The 18,259-nt window shown below is 50.0% G+C and carries 17 protein-coding genes; 6 read left to right on the forward strand and 11 right to left on the reverse strand.

The window, feature by feature from the left end; translation table 11 throughout:
• Window positions 1-18: 18 nt before the first annotated feature.
• The 6 genes from OXG87_16810 to OXG87_16835 form a co-directional block, all read right to left on the reverse strand.
• Complete coding sequence (locus tag OXG87_16810) at window positions 19-1,386, reverse strand: UDP-N-acetylmuramoyl-tripeptide--D-alanyl-D-alanine ligase (protein ID MCY3871213.1); 1,368 nt, start codon at window positions 1,384-1,386, stop codon at window positions 19-21.
• An 8-nt stretch (window positions 1,387-1,394) separates the two neighbouring features.
• A complete protein-coding gene (locus tag OXG87_16815; GenBank protein MCY3871214.1) occupies window positions 1,395-2,849 on the reverse strand; it encodes a UDP-N-acetylmuramoyl-L-alanyl-D-glutamate--2,6-diaminopimelate ligase in 1,455 nt (484 codons plus the stop codon).
• A 3-nt stretch (window positions 2,850-2,852) separates the two neighbouring features.
• Window positions 2,853-4,931, reverse strand: a complete 2,079-nt coding sequence (locus OXG87_16820) for a penicillin-binding transpeptidase domain-containing protein (GenBank protein MCY3871215.1) — start codon at window positions 4,929-4,931, stop codon at window positions 2,853-2,855.
• The gene (locus tag OXG87_16825) at window positions 4,931-5,224 is read right to left on the reverse strand and encodes a cell division protein FtsL (protein MCY3871216.1); all 294 of its coding nucleotides are present in this window, start codon (window positions 5,222-5,224) and stop codon (window positions 4,931-4,933) included. Before OXG87_16825 ends, OXG87_16820 begins: the two co-directional genes overlap by 1 nt.
• The gene (rsmH, locus tag OXG87_16830; GenBank protein ID MCY3871217.1) at window positions 5,221-6,195 is read right to left on the reverse strand and encodes a 16S rRNA (cytosine(1402)-N(4))-methyltransferase RsmH; all 975 of its coding nucleotides are present in this window, start codon (window positions 6,193-6,195) and stop codon (window positions 5,221-5,223) included. Before rsmH ends, OXG87_16825 begins: the two co-directional genes overlap by 4 nt.
• A 77-nt stretch (window positions 6,196-6,272) precedes the next feature.
• A complete protein-coding gene (locus OXG87_16835; GenBank protein ID MCY3871218.1) occupies window positions 6,273-6,719 on the reverse strand; it encodes a hypothetical protein in 447 nt (148 codons plus the stop codon).
• Window positions 6,720-6,921: 202 nt separating this feature from the next.
• Here OXG87_16835 and OXG87_16840 point away from each other — a divergent pair, with 202 nt between their 5' ends.
• Complete coding sequence (locus tag OXG87_16840; GenBank protein ID MCY3871219.1) at window positions 6,922-7,281, forward strand: hypothetical protein; 360 nt, start codon at window positions 6,922-6,924, stop codon at window positions 7,279-7,281.
• A gap of 106 nt (window positions 7,282-7,387) precedes the next feature.
• Here OXG87_16840 and rseP read toward each other — a convergent pair whose 3' ends face one another.
• Genes rseP through OXG87_16860 form a run of 4 tightly spaced genes read right to left on the reverse strand, consistent with a single transcriptional unit; the run spans window position 7,388 to window position 11,512 of the window.
• On the reverse strand, window positions 7,388-8,713 hold the full coding sequence (rseP, locus tag OXG87_16845; protein MCY3871220.1) for an RIP metalloprotease RseP: 1,326 nt from the start codon (window positions 8,711-8,713) through the stop codon (window positions 7,388-7,390).
• Between the two features lie 14 nt (window positions 8,714-8,727).
• Window positions 8,728-9,882, reverse strand: a complete 1,155-nt coding sequence (locus tag OXG87_16850; GenBank protein ID MCY3871221.1) for a 1-deoxy-D-xylulose-5-phosphate reductoisomerase — start codon at window positions 9,880-9,882, stop codon at window positions 8,728-8,730.
• Window positions 9,879-10,691, reverse strand: a complete 813-nt coding sequence (locus tag OXG87_16855; GenBank protein MCY3871222.1) for a CDP-archaeol synthase — start codon at window positions 10,689-10,691, stop codon at window positions 9,879-9,881. The genes OXG87_16850 and OXG87_16855 overlap by 4 nt, the downstream gene beginning before the upstream one ends.
• The gene (locus tag OXG87_16860; GenBank protein ID MCY3871223.1) at window positions 10,673-11,512 is read right to left on the reverse strand and encodes an isoprenyl transferase; all 840 of its coding nucleotides are present in this window, start codon (window positions 11,510-11,512) and stop codon (window positions 10,673-10,675) included. The genes OXG87_16855 and OXG87_16860 overlap by 19 nt, the downstream gene beginning before the upstream one ends.
• A gap of 113 nt (window positions 11,513-11,625) precedes the next feature.
• Here OXG87_16860 and OXG87_16865 point away from each other — a divergent pair, with 113 nt between their 5' ends.
• Entirely contained in the window at window positions 11,626-12,183 is a 558-nt protein-coding gene (locus tag OXG87_16865; protein MCY3871224.1) for a 5-formyltetrahydrofolate cyclo-ligase, read from the forward strand.
• A gap of 16 nt (window positions 12,184-12,199) precedes the next feature.
• The gene (locus OXG87_16870) at window positions 12,200-12,988 is read left to right on the forward strand and encodes a pentapeptide repeat-containing protein (protein ID MCY3871225.1); all 789 of its coding nucleotides are present in this window, start codon (window positions 12,200-12,202) and stop codon (window positions 12,986-12,988) included.
• Window positions 12,989-13,071: 83 nt separating this feature from the next.
• Here the strand turns inward: OXG87_16870 and glnA are convergent, their stop codons facing one another.
• On the reverse strand, window positions 13,072-14,490 hold the full coding sequence (glnA, locus tag OXG87_16875; protein ID MCY3871226.1) for a type I glutamate--ammonia ligase: 1,419 nt from the start codon (window positions 14,488-14,490) through the stop codon (window positions 13,072-13,074).
• 352 nt (window positions 14,491-14,842) lie between these two features.
• Here glnA and OXG87_16880 point away from each other — a divergent pair, with 352 nt between their 5' ends.
• From OXG87_16880 to OXG87_16890, 3 genes are all read left to right on the forward strand, one after another.
• The gene (locus OXG87_16880; protein ID MCY3871227.1) at window positions 14,843-16,420 is read left to right on the forward strand and encodes a dockerin type I domain-containing protein; all 1,578 of its coding nucleotides are present in this window, start codon (window positions 14,843-14,845) and stop codon (window positions 16,418-16,420) included.
• A gap of 188 nt (window positions 16,421-16,608) precedes the next feature.
• Complete coding sequence (gene hrcA / locus OXG87_16885; protein MCY3871228.1) at window positions 16,609-17,634, forward strand: heat-inducible transcriptional repressor HrcA; 1,026 nt, start codon at window positions 16,609-16,611, stop codon at window positions 17,632-17,634.
• Between the two features lie 18 nt (window positions 17,635-17,652).
• Window positions 17,653-18,259, forward strand: a 607-nt coding sequence (locus OXG87_16890) for a nucleotide exchange factor GrpE (GenBank protein MCY3871229.1), incomplete at its 3' end; no start/stop codon positions are given.

Genomic DNA, 18,259 nt, shown 5'->3' on the forward strand with positions numbered 1-18,259 from the left:
GAGGGGGTTCCCCTCGCCCTACATTTCAAACCCCAGTGCTGTAACGATTCTTTCCATTGCAATGCCGCGCGATCCCTTGATGAGCATCAAGTCTCCGGGTTTCAAATAAGCCTGCAATGCCCCGGTTAACGCATCCCGGTCTGTATAAGCCCACGCCTGATCTATGCCTGCTTCGCGTCCCCCTTCAACGACTACTGGCGCCAGATCGCCCAGCGCGAAAAGTGCGTCAATTTGCCGATTGCCCACTTCGCGCCCCAATTCCCGGTGTGCGTCGTAGGTCATTGCTCCTAATTCGCGCATATCGCCCACTACCGCAATCCGCCGACCATCCACCTCAATTTGCGATAGGGTCTCAAGAGCTGCCCGCATCGACGCGGGGTTGGCGTTGTACGTGTCGTTGATCATGCGAATCCCATTGTGTTCCAGTACCTGACTTCTCAATTCGGTCAGCGTAAAATTTTCAAGTGCTTTTGCCGCATCTCGTAGGGACACGTCGAGAGCCCATCCTGCCGTTGCGGCCATCAGCGCGTTATACACATTGTGCTTGCCCGGAATTGACAGGTGAAAAGAATGGCCCTGTAGAGAGAAATGACCAAAGCCCTTCTGATCCAGTTTGAGTCCCTCCCCACGAAACTGACATATCTGTTCGATGCCAATGCCCAGGAGTCTCCCCTTAACTTTTGCTCTCTCCTTGGACAAAAACAGGTCATCGAGATTCAAGATAGTCATAGAAGACTCGTCTAGATATTCCAGAAGTTCCCCTTTGGCTTTTGCCACACCCTCTACAGAGCCGAAAAACTCGATATGTGCTGGTCCGATATTGGTTATCATGCCGATGGTCGGTTGCGCAATTTCGCACAGATAGCGCATGCCACCGCGTTCGCTAATGCCCATTTCAATAACTGCAACGTCACAATGGGGCGACAGGTTAAATAAGGTGAGCGGTACCCCTAGTCTGTTGTTGAGATTTCCCTGTGTTGCCAGGACTCGATACCGCGTGCTCAAAACAGCAGTGACCATATCTTTAGTCGTGGTTTTGCCACTGCTACCCGTGATGCCAATAACGGGAATGTCGAAACGCCTGCGATAAAACCGCGCCAGATCGCCCAGGGCTAAATCGGGTGCATCGACATCGATCAGTGCACGCCGCGATTCCCGCGCTCCAGATCGGGTGACTACTGCAGCACAGGCTCCCCTATCAAATGCAGCGTCCAAAAATTGGTGACCATCGACCTGTTCGCCGGGCAATGCAAAGAAAATTTCACCCGTTTTGAGTGTTCGCGTATCAATACTGACCCCTGTTGGTACAATATCAGAGGGATCATCCCGTCCGATCCAGTGACCATGGATCGATTCAATTACATCTGATAGCGTTAAGCCTTCCATATAACCCATCACCCCACTTTGCACTTGAGAATTTCTCGTGCAACTTCCCGATCGTCAAAAGGGGTTTTAATCCCATTGATTTCCTGATAATTCTCATGTCCCTTGCCCGCAATGAGTACGAGGTCGCCCGCTCGCGCTTTTGCAATGGCCTTTTCAATTGCCCATCGGCGATTGGGTTCAACGATGTGCGGGGCATCGCCCAGACCGGGCAAAATATCGGCAATGATGGCATCGGGGTCTTCCGTGCGAGGATTGTCTGATGTCACCACAGATAAATCGGCCAACCGAGCAGATAGACCGCCCATCACAGGCCGCTTGCCCTTATCGCGGTCCCCACCGCACCCAAATACACAAATCAATTGTCCTCGGGCAAATGCGCGCGCGGTTTGAAGCACATTTTTTAGTCCATCTGGCGCGTGCGCATAATCGACAAATACCCCAAAATTTTGCCCGCAATCAATGCCTTCAAAACGACCTGGAATCCGAATTTCGCGCAAAGCATCTGCGATAATGCCAGGTTCGATCTCCAATGCGAGGCCAGCAGTGACTGCAGCAGTGGCATTATACAACTGAAAATCGCCTTGAAGTGCCAGTTCCAGGTCTATCTGGCCCTGCGGTGTTTGCAAGCAAAGTCGCGTACCGCCCTGCGATGTGCTACCCTCTAAAATGCGCACTGTCGCATTTTCTGAGCGACCATAGCTCAACAAGTGTGCCGAACATTTTTTTACCAAGGTCTCTGATGCCGTGTCGTCAGTATTGACGACTGCATAAGCATCCGATCTGAGATTGTCAAAGAGCAGTGCCTTGGCCGCTAAATAGGCGTCAGGCGTGTTGTGATAATCCAGATGGTCGTGCGTCAGGTTAGTAAATACCGCAACTTCATAATCAATGCCCAACACGCGATTTTGTGCCAGTCCGTGTGATGTTACTTCCATCGCGGCTGACCGACATCCCGCATCGACCATTGCGCGAAACATGCGGTGTAAGTCATGTGCCTGTGGCGTAGAATTGTGCGATGTTTCGCGTGTTGTGCCGAGATCGTGTTCGATGGTTCCAATCAGGCCTGGTGCGAGACCAGCCATTTCGAGCACCGCGCGGATGAGATAAACGGTCGATGTTTTGCCATTCGTGCCCGTAACACCGATCATTTTCAACTGTTCGCTCGGTCTGTTGTAAAAACGACGGGCAATATGTGCAAGTGCACGGTGCGTGTTGGCCGTTTGAACAAAAGCTGTATCCCCTACATCGACATCGCGTTCGGCCACAATGGCTCGAGCACCTGCCTGAACCGCCTGGAAAATAAAAGGATGTCGATCTGCAAAGCCCCTATCGCTACTGAGCGCGACAAATACATCGCCTTCTTCGATGCGCCCCGAATGGGTTGCAATACCTCCGATATTGGGATTATTTCCGCGCATCCTCACGACATCTGGCACGTCGGATAGCAGTTCTTGCAGACGCATATCTCAACTTTCTCGTTTGCATTCGACCGTGCATACTGTTCCCGGTTTTATGGCTACACCCGGTTCGGGCGATTGCGCAATCACCCGTCCACTACCCGAAATTTTGATCTGAAACCCCAACTGTGTCAATTGGGCAACCGCCTGCCGCACGGGTGCGCCGCGCACATCGGGCATGTAAAGCGAATCTGAACCTTTGTCATCTGTGCGATGATCGGGGGAGGTGATCGGCGCGGAAGCTAAAAACAACGAAACATTATTTTCTTCGATGTCGATATGCTGTCCAACAACGCGGTCTCCTTCACCCGCAATTTGATAGGTCATTCCCAGACGTTTCAGGGCATCTGTTGCAGCTTTCCGCGAAAGGCCCACCAGATGAATGTCGGCGCGTGGCGGTGGCGGCGGCTGTTCTTCGACCAGGGGCGCACTGTGGCGCAGAGGCGCTTGCCGCAGGCTCAAAATTCGCTGTACAATACGTTTAAAAACAGGCGCGGCAACCAGACTTGCCCAGTGGATCTTTTGGGGGCTATCTATAGCCACCAGACACAGCAACTCGGGGCGTTCAACGGGCAAAAAACCCACAAAAGACGGAATGTAACGATTGGGATCGTATCCGGGTTGTCCCTCTTTTACCTGTTGCGCAGTCCCGGTTTTTCCGGCGACTCGATAACCGGGTATGCGCGCATTTTTACCGGTGCCTTGCTTGACAACGCCTTCGAGAAAACTGATAAGAGTACGCGCTGTTTCGGGCGATATTACCCGTCGCATAGGTCTGGGCGATCCTTCAACCATTGTGGAATCTTTGCGAGAAGCTCTTAAAAAAATACGCGGCTTCATTAAGCGTCCCCCATTGGCAATCGCGCTATAAGCAGCGGCGACCTGAAGGACTGTCACGGCGATCTCTTGCCCAATGGAAAGGGTTTCCAATGATCGTGCCGACCATTTATCTGGATGGCGAAGTTGACCGCCGACTTCGCCCGGCAAATCCACACCTGTTTTGGCGCCAAAGCCAAATAAGCGCATCTGGCGATACAAGGGACCTTTTTCCACTTTACGTGCAATTTTAGCCGTGCCAATATTACTCGATTCTTCCATTACTTCTCGAACGGTCAGCCAGCCACTGGGATGTGAATCCCGAAGCACCTTGCCGCCAGCAATACGCATTCTGCCATTTTCACAGAAGATTTTATCTTCTGGCTCAACCAAACCGGCTTCGAGCGCGGCGGCAAATGCCACAACCTTAAAGGTCGAACCCGGCTCAAACTGATCAGTCGCTGCCCGATTGCGCCGTATCCAGAGTTCTGATTTTGAAAAATCATTTGGATCGTAAAAGGGCGCGTTTGCCAGTGCTAAAATTTCGCCTGTATGAGGTTCCATTACAATGGCAATGCCGCTTTTAGCATTGAATTTCTGCATGCCTTTTAGCAACTCTTCTTCTGCAATGGCCTGATAATCGGCATCGATGGTAAGCGTGATGTCATCGCCATTTTTAGGCATCTGCCGAACTGCGCCGAGTGTGCTGAGCATTTGTCCTCGCGCATCAACGCGTGCGGATAACTCACCTGGCTCGCCTCTCAAGATTGGATCAAAAGCGCGTTCAATCCCTTCGATTCCCTGTCCATCGGTATCGGTATATCCCAATACCTGACCCGCCAGAGTCCCCATGGGATAATTGCGCCTCATTTCAACAATGCGCCCGATACCTTCTGGCAATCCAGTAGGTGCATCGATGACCTGACGAGCTAGCCACACGAAGGAGCGCGAGCGATCTACCTTTTCAAGGAGAGATGCCTCATCGTGTCCGGATTGTCGAGAAAACCGAACGGCGAGCGCACGCAGGCTGTCTCGATCGGATATTTGATTGAGAAAGAACGATTGGGATTCGAGACTTGTCGCCAGCACCCGACCGCGTCGGTCAAAAATGCGCCCTCTCTCTGCCAGTAAAACCCGCTTCTTGACATGCTGGCTGCGCGCCTGGTCTATGTATGCTTCGACCGACCAGACTTGTAGAGAGACCAGCCGAAACGCCAAAAGTGCCGCGAATCCCATACCGAAAAACGCGATTATTCTTAAGCGGTTATTCATTATCGACTCAAATATAAATTTTTCGGTGGATCACTTGGGAACACCATGCCCAATTCTCGAACGGCAATATCGCGAATGCGATTGCTCTGCTTCAAACTCGCTGTGCGTGCCAGGAGTCGCTCTTGCTGGTTCAAAAGACTTTTTCGCTCTTCACTCAACTGGTCAATTTCACGCCCCTGACTCAGGGTTTGTACATGTCCCCACATATAAATCAGCAATCCCGTAACGAGGAGAATGACCGATAAAAAACCAGTGCGATAAATCCCCCAGGGTGAGCGCGGTTCTGAAGTCACGACAGTAGTCCTTGATGGCATAACCAGGGTTGAGCGGAAACATTGAGGCGTTGCGCCATGCGAAGTGTTGCGCTACGTGCCCGTGGATTTTTGGCGATTTCCGCCCGATTTGGTCGAATGGCTCGCTTTCTCGGCAAGGTCAATACAGACAGGCGATTACACGCGCATAAGGGCAGACCCACAGGCCCGATACAATCGCGTGTACCCAGTTCAAAAACCCGTTTGACAGCGCGGTGTTCCAGCGAATGATAAGACAAAACGCCAATGCGCCCGCCGGGTTTGAGCAAGTCAACTGCTATTTGAAGTGCGTCTTCAAGATGTGTCAATTCGTCGTTCACTTCAATGCGAAGCGCCTGAAATACCCGCGCAAGTGTCTTTTGCTTTCGAGGCCCATAACTATATCGTATAATTACATCGGCCAGATCGTCCGTATAATTAAGAGGCCTGTTTGCACAAATTGCCCGGGCAATGCGGGCGGCAGCGCGTTCTTCACCATAAGTTTTAATGACGCAGGTCAAATTTTTCTGCGAATACGAATTGACTACCTCGTGGGCTGTGCATTTTGCATCGGGTCCCATACGCATATCGAGCGCACCGCGTTGCTGAAAGCTGAACCCCCGTTCGGCATTGTCAATCTGGTGCGATGAGAGACCCAGATCGAATAAAATACCCGTGATTGTCGCGAGGCCATGTTCGGCCAGAATGTGTCGGAGATTCCAAAACGGTGCTTGCACTGTATAAACGCGATCTTTAAATGGCGTCAGGCGTTTTGTCGCGACTTCGATAGCTTTGGGATCGCGGTCAATGCCGATCAATTTGCCATCAGGTCCCAGGTGATTGAGCATAATTTCAGCGTGTCCGCCCCCTCCCAAGGTGGCATCGACATAAATTCCATTGGGATCGGTTATGAGATATTTTGACACATCTGACCCCAGGATCGGAACGTGATACTCTGGGGCCTTATGGTGCATAACCTGTTGTTTTTAAATTTGTTGTCGTATGACTGAATATTTATTCTGAATATTTATTCCAATTTTTGGAATATTCACTACCGTTCTAATCCTTCAGCTATCTCTTCCATATTGACGGCATTTTGAGCTTCGTTATACTTATCCGGATCCCAAATTTCAATACAATCAACGGCACCTGCCAGCGTTGCGCGATCTGTAATACCGACTGAATCCAGGCGCTTTCGGGGGATCAATGCACGCCCCTGGCGGTCGAGTTTTACCTCAGATGCACGTCCTGCCATTGCTCTAACTAATTGTCTTGACTGGACTTGCGAGTGTCCCATGTTGCGTAGTTGATCAATGATCCGCCGCCATCCATCGGGGTCAAACGCAGCCAAACAGCCATCAAACCACTGCGTGACAATAATTGAACTTACGCCACTGGGCAGTGCGTTCCGAAACGCTGCAGGAACGATTAGGCGACCCTTGATATCGATGGGGATATTTTCAAAGTCGCCATAAAACTCTGGACAGTTATCGGACATCTAAGAAGCCTGAGGGAGCTAAGTTGTTATTTTTCAAAGTAATATATAAAAAATTAAAATCCACCACAATCCACCACAATATGCCACCTCGCTTAAATTAGTAATTCGCGTTTCAAAAGTCAATTGTTTTATATAGAAAAAATAAGTTATTTATATGCGTTATTGTGACGTATTTTGAGGGAATTGTGGAAGGACCTCTGTTATGAAAAAACTGCTCCTCTGGTTTCTTTTGCTCAGCGCGGTTGGATGCGCGGCCGATGAACAGTTGTACCCCGGGGCATCGCCAAAGCTGTCGGATAAGAAATTTATCGAGCTATTTGCAGACGCGATAGAACTTCACCGCCGCTATGTACACGTGCCCGACTCACTGCTGGTGGAAAGAAAAAAACTGTTTAAACGCCATGGTATTACACAAGCCGATATTGAGAAATTTCTCAAAGATCGACGGGATCACCCAGAAAAATGGGACGCGCTCATTGCCCTGATTCAGCAGCGATTTGGCGAGGCAGCAGAGCGTGAGATGAAGGCATTTCAAAAGACGACAACGAAAGGTGAGAAGTGAGAAGTGTGAGGTTGCGGGCTGGTTGCAGATAAAAAAATCCCCCACATTTTTCTGCGGGGGATTTTGTCGTTCGGCCTCTGGTATGTCTAATAGGTGGCGGGGAGCTTTAGTTTCCAAACCATCCGGAAATGCGTCCGATATCGTTAAAGGTCACGTAAATGATCAGGAAGAGCAAAAATGCAAATCCAGCTTGTTGGAGCCAGGCTTTGTGTCGCGCAGATAAATCTCGGCGGATAATGCCTTCAATCGCAAGAATGGTGAGATGGCCACCATCGAGCACGGGAATGGGTAGCAGATTGAGTACGCCCAGATTAATGCTGAGCACGGCCATAAACCCCAGCAGAGAGAAAAAACTGTGCTCAGCACTTTGGCCCACCATCTGAAAAATCCCCACAGGTCCGGCCAAATTCTTGCTGGATTCTTGTCCTATGACCAGGCGTTTGACAAATCCAAAAATAGCCGTTGACCAAGTGATGGTTTCTGCTGCGCTGCGATGTACGGCCTTAAAAAAGGGAATGGGATTGCGCTTGGAAGCCCAATCAATTCCAATGCGCCCTACGGTCTCGCCATTAAAAGTTTGAGAAGCGGGAATAATCTGCTCTGTCATCTCTTCGCCATTGCGCTGCCAGGTCAATGAGATTTCCACACCGGGTTTCGCAGATATCTCGCGACTCATCTCCCACCACATCGTCACCGGGACACCGTTGACCGATGTAATCACATCGCCCGGTTGCAGGTCAATTTCTGCAGCTGGCATCCCGGGCATTACAGCTCCAACTTCTGTGGTCATATAATATCCCAGTCCCAGACCTTCGCGGGGAAGCGAGGTCAAATCGACAGAGATCATCATTCGCTCGGTCATGTCTGGCCGGTAGGTGGGTATTCGTTCAATTTCAACGGGCACGAAGTCCCCGGACTGAAGGAGAAACGCATCTTCCATTTCTGCCCAGTCATTTACCGCTGTATTTCCAACGGTTAAAATGCGGTCTCCCGGTCTTAGGCCTGCCGTATAGAAGGGCGAGTCTGTCTTAACTTCACCCACGCGCGAATCGTCCAAAAATGCGTATTCACCCGCCGCCATACGCATAATGAGCAATAGCAAAAATCCCAGAAAAAAGTTCATTGCCGGACCAGCGATGAGCACCGCCATTTGTATCCAGCGCGGCTTCGCCTGAAATTCCCATGGCTTACCCTTGCGCTCTTCGTGACCAAAATCTTCCATGCCGGCCATCTTCACATAGCCGCCCAATGGCAACCACGAAAGGCAGTATTCGGTCTCGCCAATTTTCACGCCTATCGCTTTGGGCGGAAAGCCAAGTGAAAAGGTTTCAACCCGGATGCCCGATTTTTTGGCCACCAAAAAATGCCCGAGTTCGTGAACAAAAACCAGCACGCCTAAGACAAAAAGGAAGTAGAGAAGATCGACGATCACGGGAAACCTCGTTTCTATGATTCAAGTGAACAAATCAGCTCATTTGCACGGACTCGCCCCCAGCGGTCGGCTTCAAAGACCGCCTCGAGGGTATCTTCGCAGGCCTCGTGCTCATCGAGGGTTTTTGCAATTACACGAGGGATATCGAGAAATCCGATGCGGCCATCGAGAAAAGCATACACGGCGACTTCATTAGCAGCGTTGAGTACAGCGGGCGCAGTTCCCCCCTGTTCTACGGCCTGATATGCCAATTGGAGACAGGGAAATCGGTCGGTATCGGGCTGAAAAAAACTCAATGTGCCGACCTTTGTCAGGTCCAGGCGTTCAACCTGTGTGGGCAGCTTTTCGGGATGCACGAGAGCCTGATGAATGGGCAACTGCATATCGGGTGTGCTCAGGTGCGCCATCATGCCGCCATCCACATATTCGATAAGGCAATGCACAATAGACTGCCGATGGATAATCACATCGATTTTCGAGACCGGCAAATCGAGAAACCATTGTGCTTCGATCACTTCAAAGCCTTTATTCATCAATGTGGCGGAGTCAATCGTAATTTTTGGTCCCATCTGCCAGGTGGGGTGATTGAGTGCCTGATCGCGTGAAACACTCGCCATCTGCTTTTGCGTATAGTCAAAAAAAGGACCGCCCGAGGCGGGTAGTAAAATGCGTTTGATCTCGTCCCGGTTCGTCTCTTGCAACGATTGCCACAGTGGTGTTGTCTCACTGTCGATTGGCAATAATGTGGCACCCGTCTGTTTTGCCCAATCGGTTACCAGATGCCCGGCGACAACCAGTGTCTCTTTGTTGGCAATTGCCACATCTTTGCCCGCGCGCACAGCAGATAGCGTAGGGCGCAGCCCCACGCCTGCCGCCAGGCCGTTAATGATCAGGTCGGTATCGGGATCGACAGACAGTTCCTGTAAGCCCGCGCTACCTTCGAGGACCTCAATACCCAGTGGGGCAAGACGCGCCTGTACCTCTTTTGCCCCCTGGGCAATACAAACGCGCTCAGGGCGCCAGCGTTCGGCTTGTTCACACAGCAACTCGGCATTGCGTCCGGCACATAAACTCACCAGTTCAAATCGGTCGGGTAGGCTATTCAGAACACGCAGTGTGTTTGTGCCAATAGATCCTGTGGATCCGAGAAGGGCAACGCGTTTTGTCATAAAAATTGAAAATAAAGATAAATAAGTGGGAAAACAAAAAAAGCACTGTCAAAGCGATCCAGCACACCACCGTGTCCAGGGATCAGTTCCGACGTATCTTTGACGTCCATATCGCGTTTGATCATGGATTCAACGAGATCTCCCAAAGATGCCCCGATGCCAATGAGAAGGCCGAGTATGAGGCTTTGGGTTATATTAAACAGTCCGAGTACCTGTCCCCCGAGTCCTATGACCAAAAGTGCGGATAGAAGACCTCCGATGAATCCGGCTTCGGTCTTTGCCGCGCTGATGGAAGGAAAGGGGTGCCATCGGCCAAACCACCGTCCAAAAAAATAGGCCATTGTATCATTGGCCCAAATCCCCAGTAAGATGAGAACAGCAACTTGCCCCTGTTCTGACGCACCAAAGGGCAATGAGTTTCTCACTATGAGAACAAAACTGCCCAAAAAACCGACGTAAAGTACACCTAAAAGCGTGCCTCCCGCGTTGAGCAGGCGATAGCCTGTGGTGTCTCGAAACAGGGCTACGCTAAGCATTAATAGCAATAATACGAGAAAAAAAAATGCGAAAACATTTGGCCCAATAACAAATGCTACAACACACCAGGAGAGAGATATAACAATGCCAAATCCCGTCCAGGGATACAGCCCTTTCTGAGATAGCATGCGATAAAACTCCCAGGTTCCTGCAGAGACCACGCCGCACCACATCACAAATAGCCAATAGTCACCCAACCAGAATAGCACCACCAAAATTGGACCAAAAACTGCGGCTGCCAACACGCGCTGAATTAGATTGGACTTTGCCACAAGTCCTCCGAAGACCCATTGGTTTTGCTTGCGAGCGTTTCATCGCGCAATTGAAGTCCTGTTTTTCCAAACCGCCGTTCTCGATTTTGATAACTGCGGATGGCTTCGTAGAGATGCTCGCGCTTAAAATCGGGCCACAGTACATCTGTAAACCAGAACTCGGTATAAGCACACTGCCAGAGCATAAAATTGCTCAAGCGAACTTCGCCGCTGGTGCGAATCAGCAAATCGGGGTCGGGCAAATCACCTGTATAAAGGCGTTTAGAAAAAAAATTGGCATCAATAGCATCTGGTGAAATGCGCTCCTGTGCGATGTCGGTAGCAATGCTTTGCACGGCTTGAAGAATATCGCTTTTGCCGTCGTAGCTCAACGCGAGATTAAGCGTTAGTCCTGTATTGTTAGCTGTTTCGCGAATGGCATTTCTAAGTGCTTTACGCGAGTGCTTTACCAGCCGGTCCGTATCGCCGGTTGCGATGAGACGCACGTTGTTTTCCTGCAATTCATTGAGTTCTTCGTGTGAACAGTCACGCAACAATTGCATCAGTGACAATACTTCTGACCAGGGGCGACGCCAATTGTCTGTGCCAAAGGTGAACAGGGTGAGAATATCTATTTCGAGTTCGCCACAGGCACGCACAATATCGCGCACAGTTTCGCGGGCAGACCGATGTCCATCTGTGCGGCGCAAATCTCGCTGTTGCGCCCACCGCCCATTGCCATCCATAATTATCGCAATATGCGACGGCAGGTTGCCTCGCGCTTTTAGCCTATCTTGTAGCTGGGTACAATTGCGAGAGCCGTTTCTGTGTGTATCTTCCATATTATTAATGATGAAAATTCAACATGTTCGCCTAAATGCCGATAAAATAAAAAATGTTGTGAAATTTTAACGGTTTAATTTATTAAAGTCAAGGGAGAAGCGAGAAACTTATTATGACAAAGCCAGATCTAAAACTTAGCCTCCGCGCCGAGCGTATCCAAATGTCCGAACGAACTGTTCGCGAGAAGAGTTTGCGTGTTTATCGCCAACTGATCGAGATGCCAGCATACCAGCTTGCACGGTGCATTGCCTGTTATGTGTCGATAAAAAATGAAGTGGATACGAAAACAGTGATCCAAAAAGCAATTGACAGCGGCAAACAGGTGGGAGTACCTGTTACGCGGAAAGATGGGGATATGAATTTTCAGGCAATTGCGGGACTGAGCGATCTGCGACCTGTGCATTATGGCTTGCGCGAACCGGTTCCAGATTCCCAAAAGGTGTTGTTGTCTCATACTATTGACCTGATCCTCATTCCGGGTATCGCTTTTGATCGCCGTGGGCATCGGATTGGATCGGGTGGTGGATATTACGACCGATTTCTGGCACGGACTGAAGCAGTTCGAATCGGTTTATCTTATGCCTTTCAGATCACAGATCACGTGCCTGCCGAGCCACACGATGTGAAGATGGATTTGATCATAACCGAAGACGAAGTCATCAAAATTTAGCGAAGGGAGAAATCACATGCCCATAACTCTTTCACCTGCACAGATGCGCGAGATCCTTGCACGACATCAGGCCTGGATAGCGTCCAACGGGACAGAGGGAGCACGCGCTGATCTGGTCGGTGCAAATTTAAACCGATCGGAATTGCAAAATGCCGCATTACAACAGGCCGATATGCGCGAAGCCATTCTCAGTGGCGCGCAGTTGCGGGGTGCCAACTTATCGGGTGCCAACTTACAGCGCGCGCGTCTTTTGCAGGCCAATTTGCGCGATGCAAATCTCGAAGGTGCTGATTTGAGCGGGGCCTTCTTGCAGAATGCGATCCTCACAGGAACGAATATGAAAGGCGCACAGGTCTCGCCAGCCGATTTGGAATTGGCTGATCTCAGCGGTGCAAATATGGAAGATACAAATTTTGAGGAGGCTAAATTGGTGGGGTGCAATTTGCGCGGAGCCAGATGCAAAAATGCGAATTTTTACAGGGCCAATTTGTCAGAGACCATATTGGTCAAAGTGGATTTCGAAAATGCCACCTTGCGTACAGCCGATATTAGAAAGTCGGATTTGACCGATGCCAATTTGCGCGGAGCCAATCTGCAAAGTGCCAGGCTCCAGGAGGCCGATCTCGTCAAAGTGGATTTGCGCCAGGCCAATCTCCAGCGCGCCCGCATGCAAAAAACAGATCTCTTCAAAGCCCAGTTTGACAATGCCGACATGCGCGGTGCCGATGTCCGAGATGCGATTGGCTTTTCACAAAAACATCTGGATGTGGTGAGGTGGGATGAGAAGACGAAGTTGAGGGATTGAGAGGGGTTAGAGACAGAAAAAAAAGCAGGTGGCCGAAAATATAACCACCTGCTTTTTTGTGCCTCTAAAAACGGCTTATACTATTACACATCGAAGTAAAGTGCGAATTCGTGTGGATGAGGACGCTGGTTGATGGCGTCAACTTCGTTTTCGCGCTTGTATTCGATCCACGTTTCGATCACGTCTTCGGTAAAGACATCACCCTTGAGCAGGAAGTCGTGATCCGCCGCCAATGCATCGAGGGCATCGGACAGTGAACCCGGTGTCTGCGGGATGGATGCGGCTTCTTCGGGTTCGAGATCGTAGAGGTTTTTGTCGAGCGGATCCCCTGGATGAATTTTGTTTTGAATGCCGTCCAGGCCAGCCATTAACATGGCCGCGAAAGCCAGGTAGGGATTGGCGCTTGGGTCTGGACACCGAAATTCGACGCGCTTGGCTTTGGGACTTTGAGAATACATCGGGAGGCGTATTGCAGCACTGCGATTGCGCTGCGAATAGGCCAGATTGACCGGGGCTTCATACCCGGGTACCAGACGCTTAAATGAGTTGGTGGTCGGGTTGGTCAATGCGATCAACGCATCGGCGTGTTTGAGAATGCCGCCGATATAGTGCAGTGCCATTTCGCTCAGGCCCGCGTATCCCGACCCGGCAAAGAGAGGCTCATCGCCTTTCCAGATGCTCTGGTGCGTGTGCATGCCCGTGCCATTGTCTTCAAAAAGCGGTTTGGGCATAAAGGTGGCGGTTTTGCCGTGTTTGTGTGCCACGTTTTTGACGATGTATTTGTACCAGGTCATTCTGTCGGCGCATGTGACCATCGGGCAGAACCGAATGTCGATTTCGCCCTGACCACCGGTTGATACTTCGTGGTGGTGAACTTCAATGTCAATGCCGACCTCTTCCATGGTCAGCACCATTTCGGTACGTATATTTTGCAGCGTGTCGTGGGGCGGCACGGGGAAATAGCCTTCTTTGTGGCGGGGTTTGTAACCGAGGTTGGGACCTTCATCTCTGCCCGAATTCCAGTAGCCTTCAACTGAATCTACGCTGTGAAAGGCGTGGTTTGACCCTTCGCCAAAGCGCACATCGTCAAAAACAAAAAATTCGGCTTCTGGACCGAAAAATGCCGTATCGCCAATGCCCGTGGATTGCATATAGGCTTCGGCTTTTTGAGCGACCGAACGCGGGTCGCGCGAATAGCCGCTTTTGGTGATGGGATCGGCAATATTACAGATCATTACGAGGGTGGGTTCTTCGAGGAAGGGATCGATCAACGCTGTGGCGGGATCGGGAATGACGAGCATGTCCGATTCGTTGATGGCCTGCCAGCCGCGAATACTGGATCCGTCAAAGCCGAGTCCGTCTTCAAAGGTTTCTTCTTCAATTTCGGAGGCCATGACAGTAAAATGCTGCCAATGTCCGGGAAAATCGGTAAATCGGAAATCGACAACTCTAATGCCCTGATCTGCGATCATTGCAAGAACATCTTGTGGCGTTTGGGCCATATTTTGCTCCTTTCATGGTGAGAAATGTGGCCTGGTATTGATAAATGAAAGGATCGACAGTTTTGCCGACCCGAAACATCGGCACGGAATATAGATGGTGTTTGTTTCCGCGTGATTTCTCATGTATTAAATATGTGTTACACTGTTGGGCGATGATACCCGAAAAACAAGATTCAATTATAGAAAAATACGAAAAAAACAAGGTCTAATTATATACATTTCTCTACAAGTTGCAAGACAATTTTTTTTCCTGAAAAAGCAGTTGCCTTTCAATGGGACATGATCTACATTTTTCGGAGATGAGATGCAACGTCGTGTTGTCTCTAATTCACCCTCTTCAGGAGGATTGTTTATGTCGCGGTTGAATTCTCACAGAGTACTAACGGTCCTGGTCCTTGTCTTTATTGGATGGGGACAGGCAGATGCCCGTCCAGCACGGGTTAGTCAGTTGCCCAATGGCAGTGCGTTGGGGTGTGCTTCGTGTCATGTGAACCCAGGTGGCGGTGGTACTCTCACTTCTTTTGGCAGGGATATCAACAACAATTATCTAACGCAGCCCGGTCGCAGTGGTCAGGTTGTGTGGAATGCCATGCTCGCAATGCTCGACTCAGATGGCGATGGCGTTTCTAATGGTCAAGAATTGGGCGATCCAGATGGCGATGGTACGGTAGATGCGAGCATTCAGGTGACAAATCCCGGCGATTCCAATAGTTTTGTACCACAACAGCCAGCTACACCTGCTGTAACTTCGTTTGCAATTGGCGGTGTGACGCTTCAAGAAGATGTGAAGAATCCGCCCGTGCCGAGTGGGATGCAGCAGTTTGAAATTACATTTAATGTTCCCATTAAAATTGAAAATGTGGGAGCTATCTCATATCCCGCAGGTTTGTTTGTAGCTATGCCAGCCATCAGCGAAGATCACATGAAGCTGACTGGCAGTGTCAATTTGTCCGAGGGAACGACCTATCAGATACTTATTGGCAATCCGGATGCAAATTTGTCTGAGGCGCAACAATATTTTCTGGGCACAGTGGAACTGTCAGATGCCGTTGTTTCCGGCGTGGGTATTTTGCCCGAGGGTTTTACACCGGGTCCAGGTGGCGCATTCCTGATTGATTCTGAATTGTATTCAAAAGCTCTGATGGATGGTACTGACCCGTTTGAAAGTGCTATTGTTCGTATTTCTAATTTCAATGTATTGGAATCCTTCCCTGAACAACTGGCATTTGAGTTCCCACATGTGACGGATGGATCTTACGTGTTGTCTCTGAATCAAGAGGTTATGGACGCACAGGGAAACACGGTTCAGTTAGGTGCTTTTGTGGGAATCAATCCCTTCACAGGTGAAGTTGACCCCGCGTCATTGATTCAGGTTGTCGATGGTGCCAGTGTAACCGGTTTACAAGTCATGCTGGAAGAAATTACTGAGCCGGAACTCTTTGACATTAGAGACGTCAGTGTTCAGAGTGTGAATGCTGAAACGAATTCGTTTTTCATTCAACGCAATGGTCAACAGATAAGCGTAGATGCCTCACAGGCTCTGATGATTACCCTCGATCTGAAGAATTTTGAGGATATCGTCGCAAGGTTTTTTTCTGGCAATGTCGAGGATCTTGCCCAACTTATTTTCCCCATTTCTGATCTGATGCCAGGCGATACCGTCTCCATCTTAGGATTGCCTATTTCCGGGACCGCAATCCAAGCGCTAATCGTGATACGTCAGGCACCGGCTCAGACGCGGAGTGCTGATCTGGATGGCGATGGTGATGTCGATTTCTCCGATTTCTTGCTTTTTGCTGCTGCTTTTGGCACGAGCGAGGGAGGACCAGGATACAATGCTGCGGCTGATTTGGACGGGGATGGTACGGTCGCATTTTCAGACTTTTTGATTTTTGCCAATGCCTTTGGCAAGCCGGTGAGTGGAGGTTAAAAAATAAGCAGGTCTGAGGTCGGAAACGGGTTGGTCGGGTAAGTCGGCCAACCCGTTTTTTGATGGGGCTTGACAATCGCTGGGTCTTCCTATATATATCATAGACTAAACTATTTTGCATATTCGATTTGTATCAACGCGGATAGGTCGTTTTCTTCCCCTTTCATCTAAACGGAAAGGGACCTGCTATGACCGAACTGACACTTCGAGAAAAAGCAATTCTCGACATTTTGATTGGCACTTATGTCACCACAGGTGAGCCAGTGGGATCGCGTACAATTTCCAAGATGGATTTGGGACTCAGCGCGGCGACCATTCGAAACTCGATGGCCGATCTGGAAGAAAAAGGCTATTTGTACCAGCCCCACACTTCAGCCGGGAGGGTGCCGAGCGATAAGGGCTATCGGTATTATGTCGATATGCTGATGAATCGGGAGGAACTCGCCGAGGCGGCACAGCGGTCTATTCGAGATAGTGTTGAGCGTTTGCGAGAGGGCAACGCCGACGATTTACTGGTGCAAGTGTCCAAAGTTTTGGCCGATGTATCGCACAATCTGGGCATTGCCCTTGGTCCTCAATTCACACAGGGCATTTTTGAGCGTTTAGAAATGCTCAAGTTGAGCGAATCCAGGTTGCTGACAGTGATGACGATTCGGTCTGGATTGGTCAAGACGATGGTTGTCGAAATCGACTCAGAAATTGAAGAGGACGAGTTGGAAGAAACGCGGCGGGTGGTCAACCAGCGGCTTTCCGGGCTTACGATAGGCGAGATTATGGCGTCTGTCAAAGAACGACTTACGTCCGCATCGTCCGGGTCTCCCAAGCTGTTGCGTTTGCTCGCCAATAGTGCCGATCATTTATTCAGATTTCCGAGCAGTGCGGATCTGCATATGGATGGCACGCGCAACTTTTTTGGTCAACCCGATTTTTCCAGCGAACGCCTTGCCGGCCTGATTGGCATGCTGGAAGCCCGTGAATACGTGGCGCATTTGTTGAGTGACCGCACGCGCAATACGGGTATTTCCATTACGATTGGCGATGAACACGAATCGCCCGTGCTCAAAGATTGCAGTTTGCTGACTTCTACGTATTCGGTGGGCAATGTGTCGGGGGTTATCGGAATTATTGGACCAACGCGATTGCCTTATGGACGGCTCGTTCCTCTGGTGCAGTATATGGCAAATCTGACAGAAGAGATGTTGGATCGCCGATAAAGGAGTTGTTGAGAACTTATGGCGCAGAAGAAAGAAAAAAACGAAGAAATACCGTTGGAAGAAAAAGTCGTGGAAGATGTAGATGAAGAGGTGGTGGAGGATGCGGAGGCAGAGGTGGTGAAAGATGAGGTTAATGGGGAGGCCGATCAATCGGAGGAGGTCGATGAGGAGGCCGATCAGTTGGAGGAGCCGAAGGAGAAGATAGAGGCTACCCCGTTATTTTTGGCCCGCGAAGAAGCCGAAATGTACAAAGATCGATGGATGCGTCTCGCCGCTGAGTTTGAGAATTACAAAAAGCGCAGAGCGCGCGAATTTGAGATCCTTGTACAATCTGCGAGCGAAGATGTGATTCGCGATTTGTTGCCTATTTTAGATGGGGTTGGTCGCGCATTGGCACACAGCGAAAATGGGGATACTGAGTCAGAGGGCTTTCAAGAAGGCATAAAAATGATTATGGAGCAATTTCCGCGCGTGCTCTACAATCGCAATTTGAAAGAAATTGAGACGGTTGGCAAACCATTTGATCCGACTGTGCATGAGGCATTGATGCAAATGCCGTCAGAAGTCCACGATGCCGGTATTGTTTCGGATGAGGTTGAAAAAGGCTATAGTCTGGGCGATAAGG

It is taken from the genome of Gemmatimonadota bacterium (genome assembly GCA_026706845.1).
In the GTDB taxonomy this organism is placed as follows: Bacteria; Latescibacterota; UBA2968; order UBA2968; family UBA2968; genus VXRD01.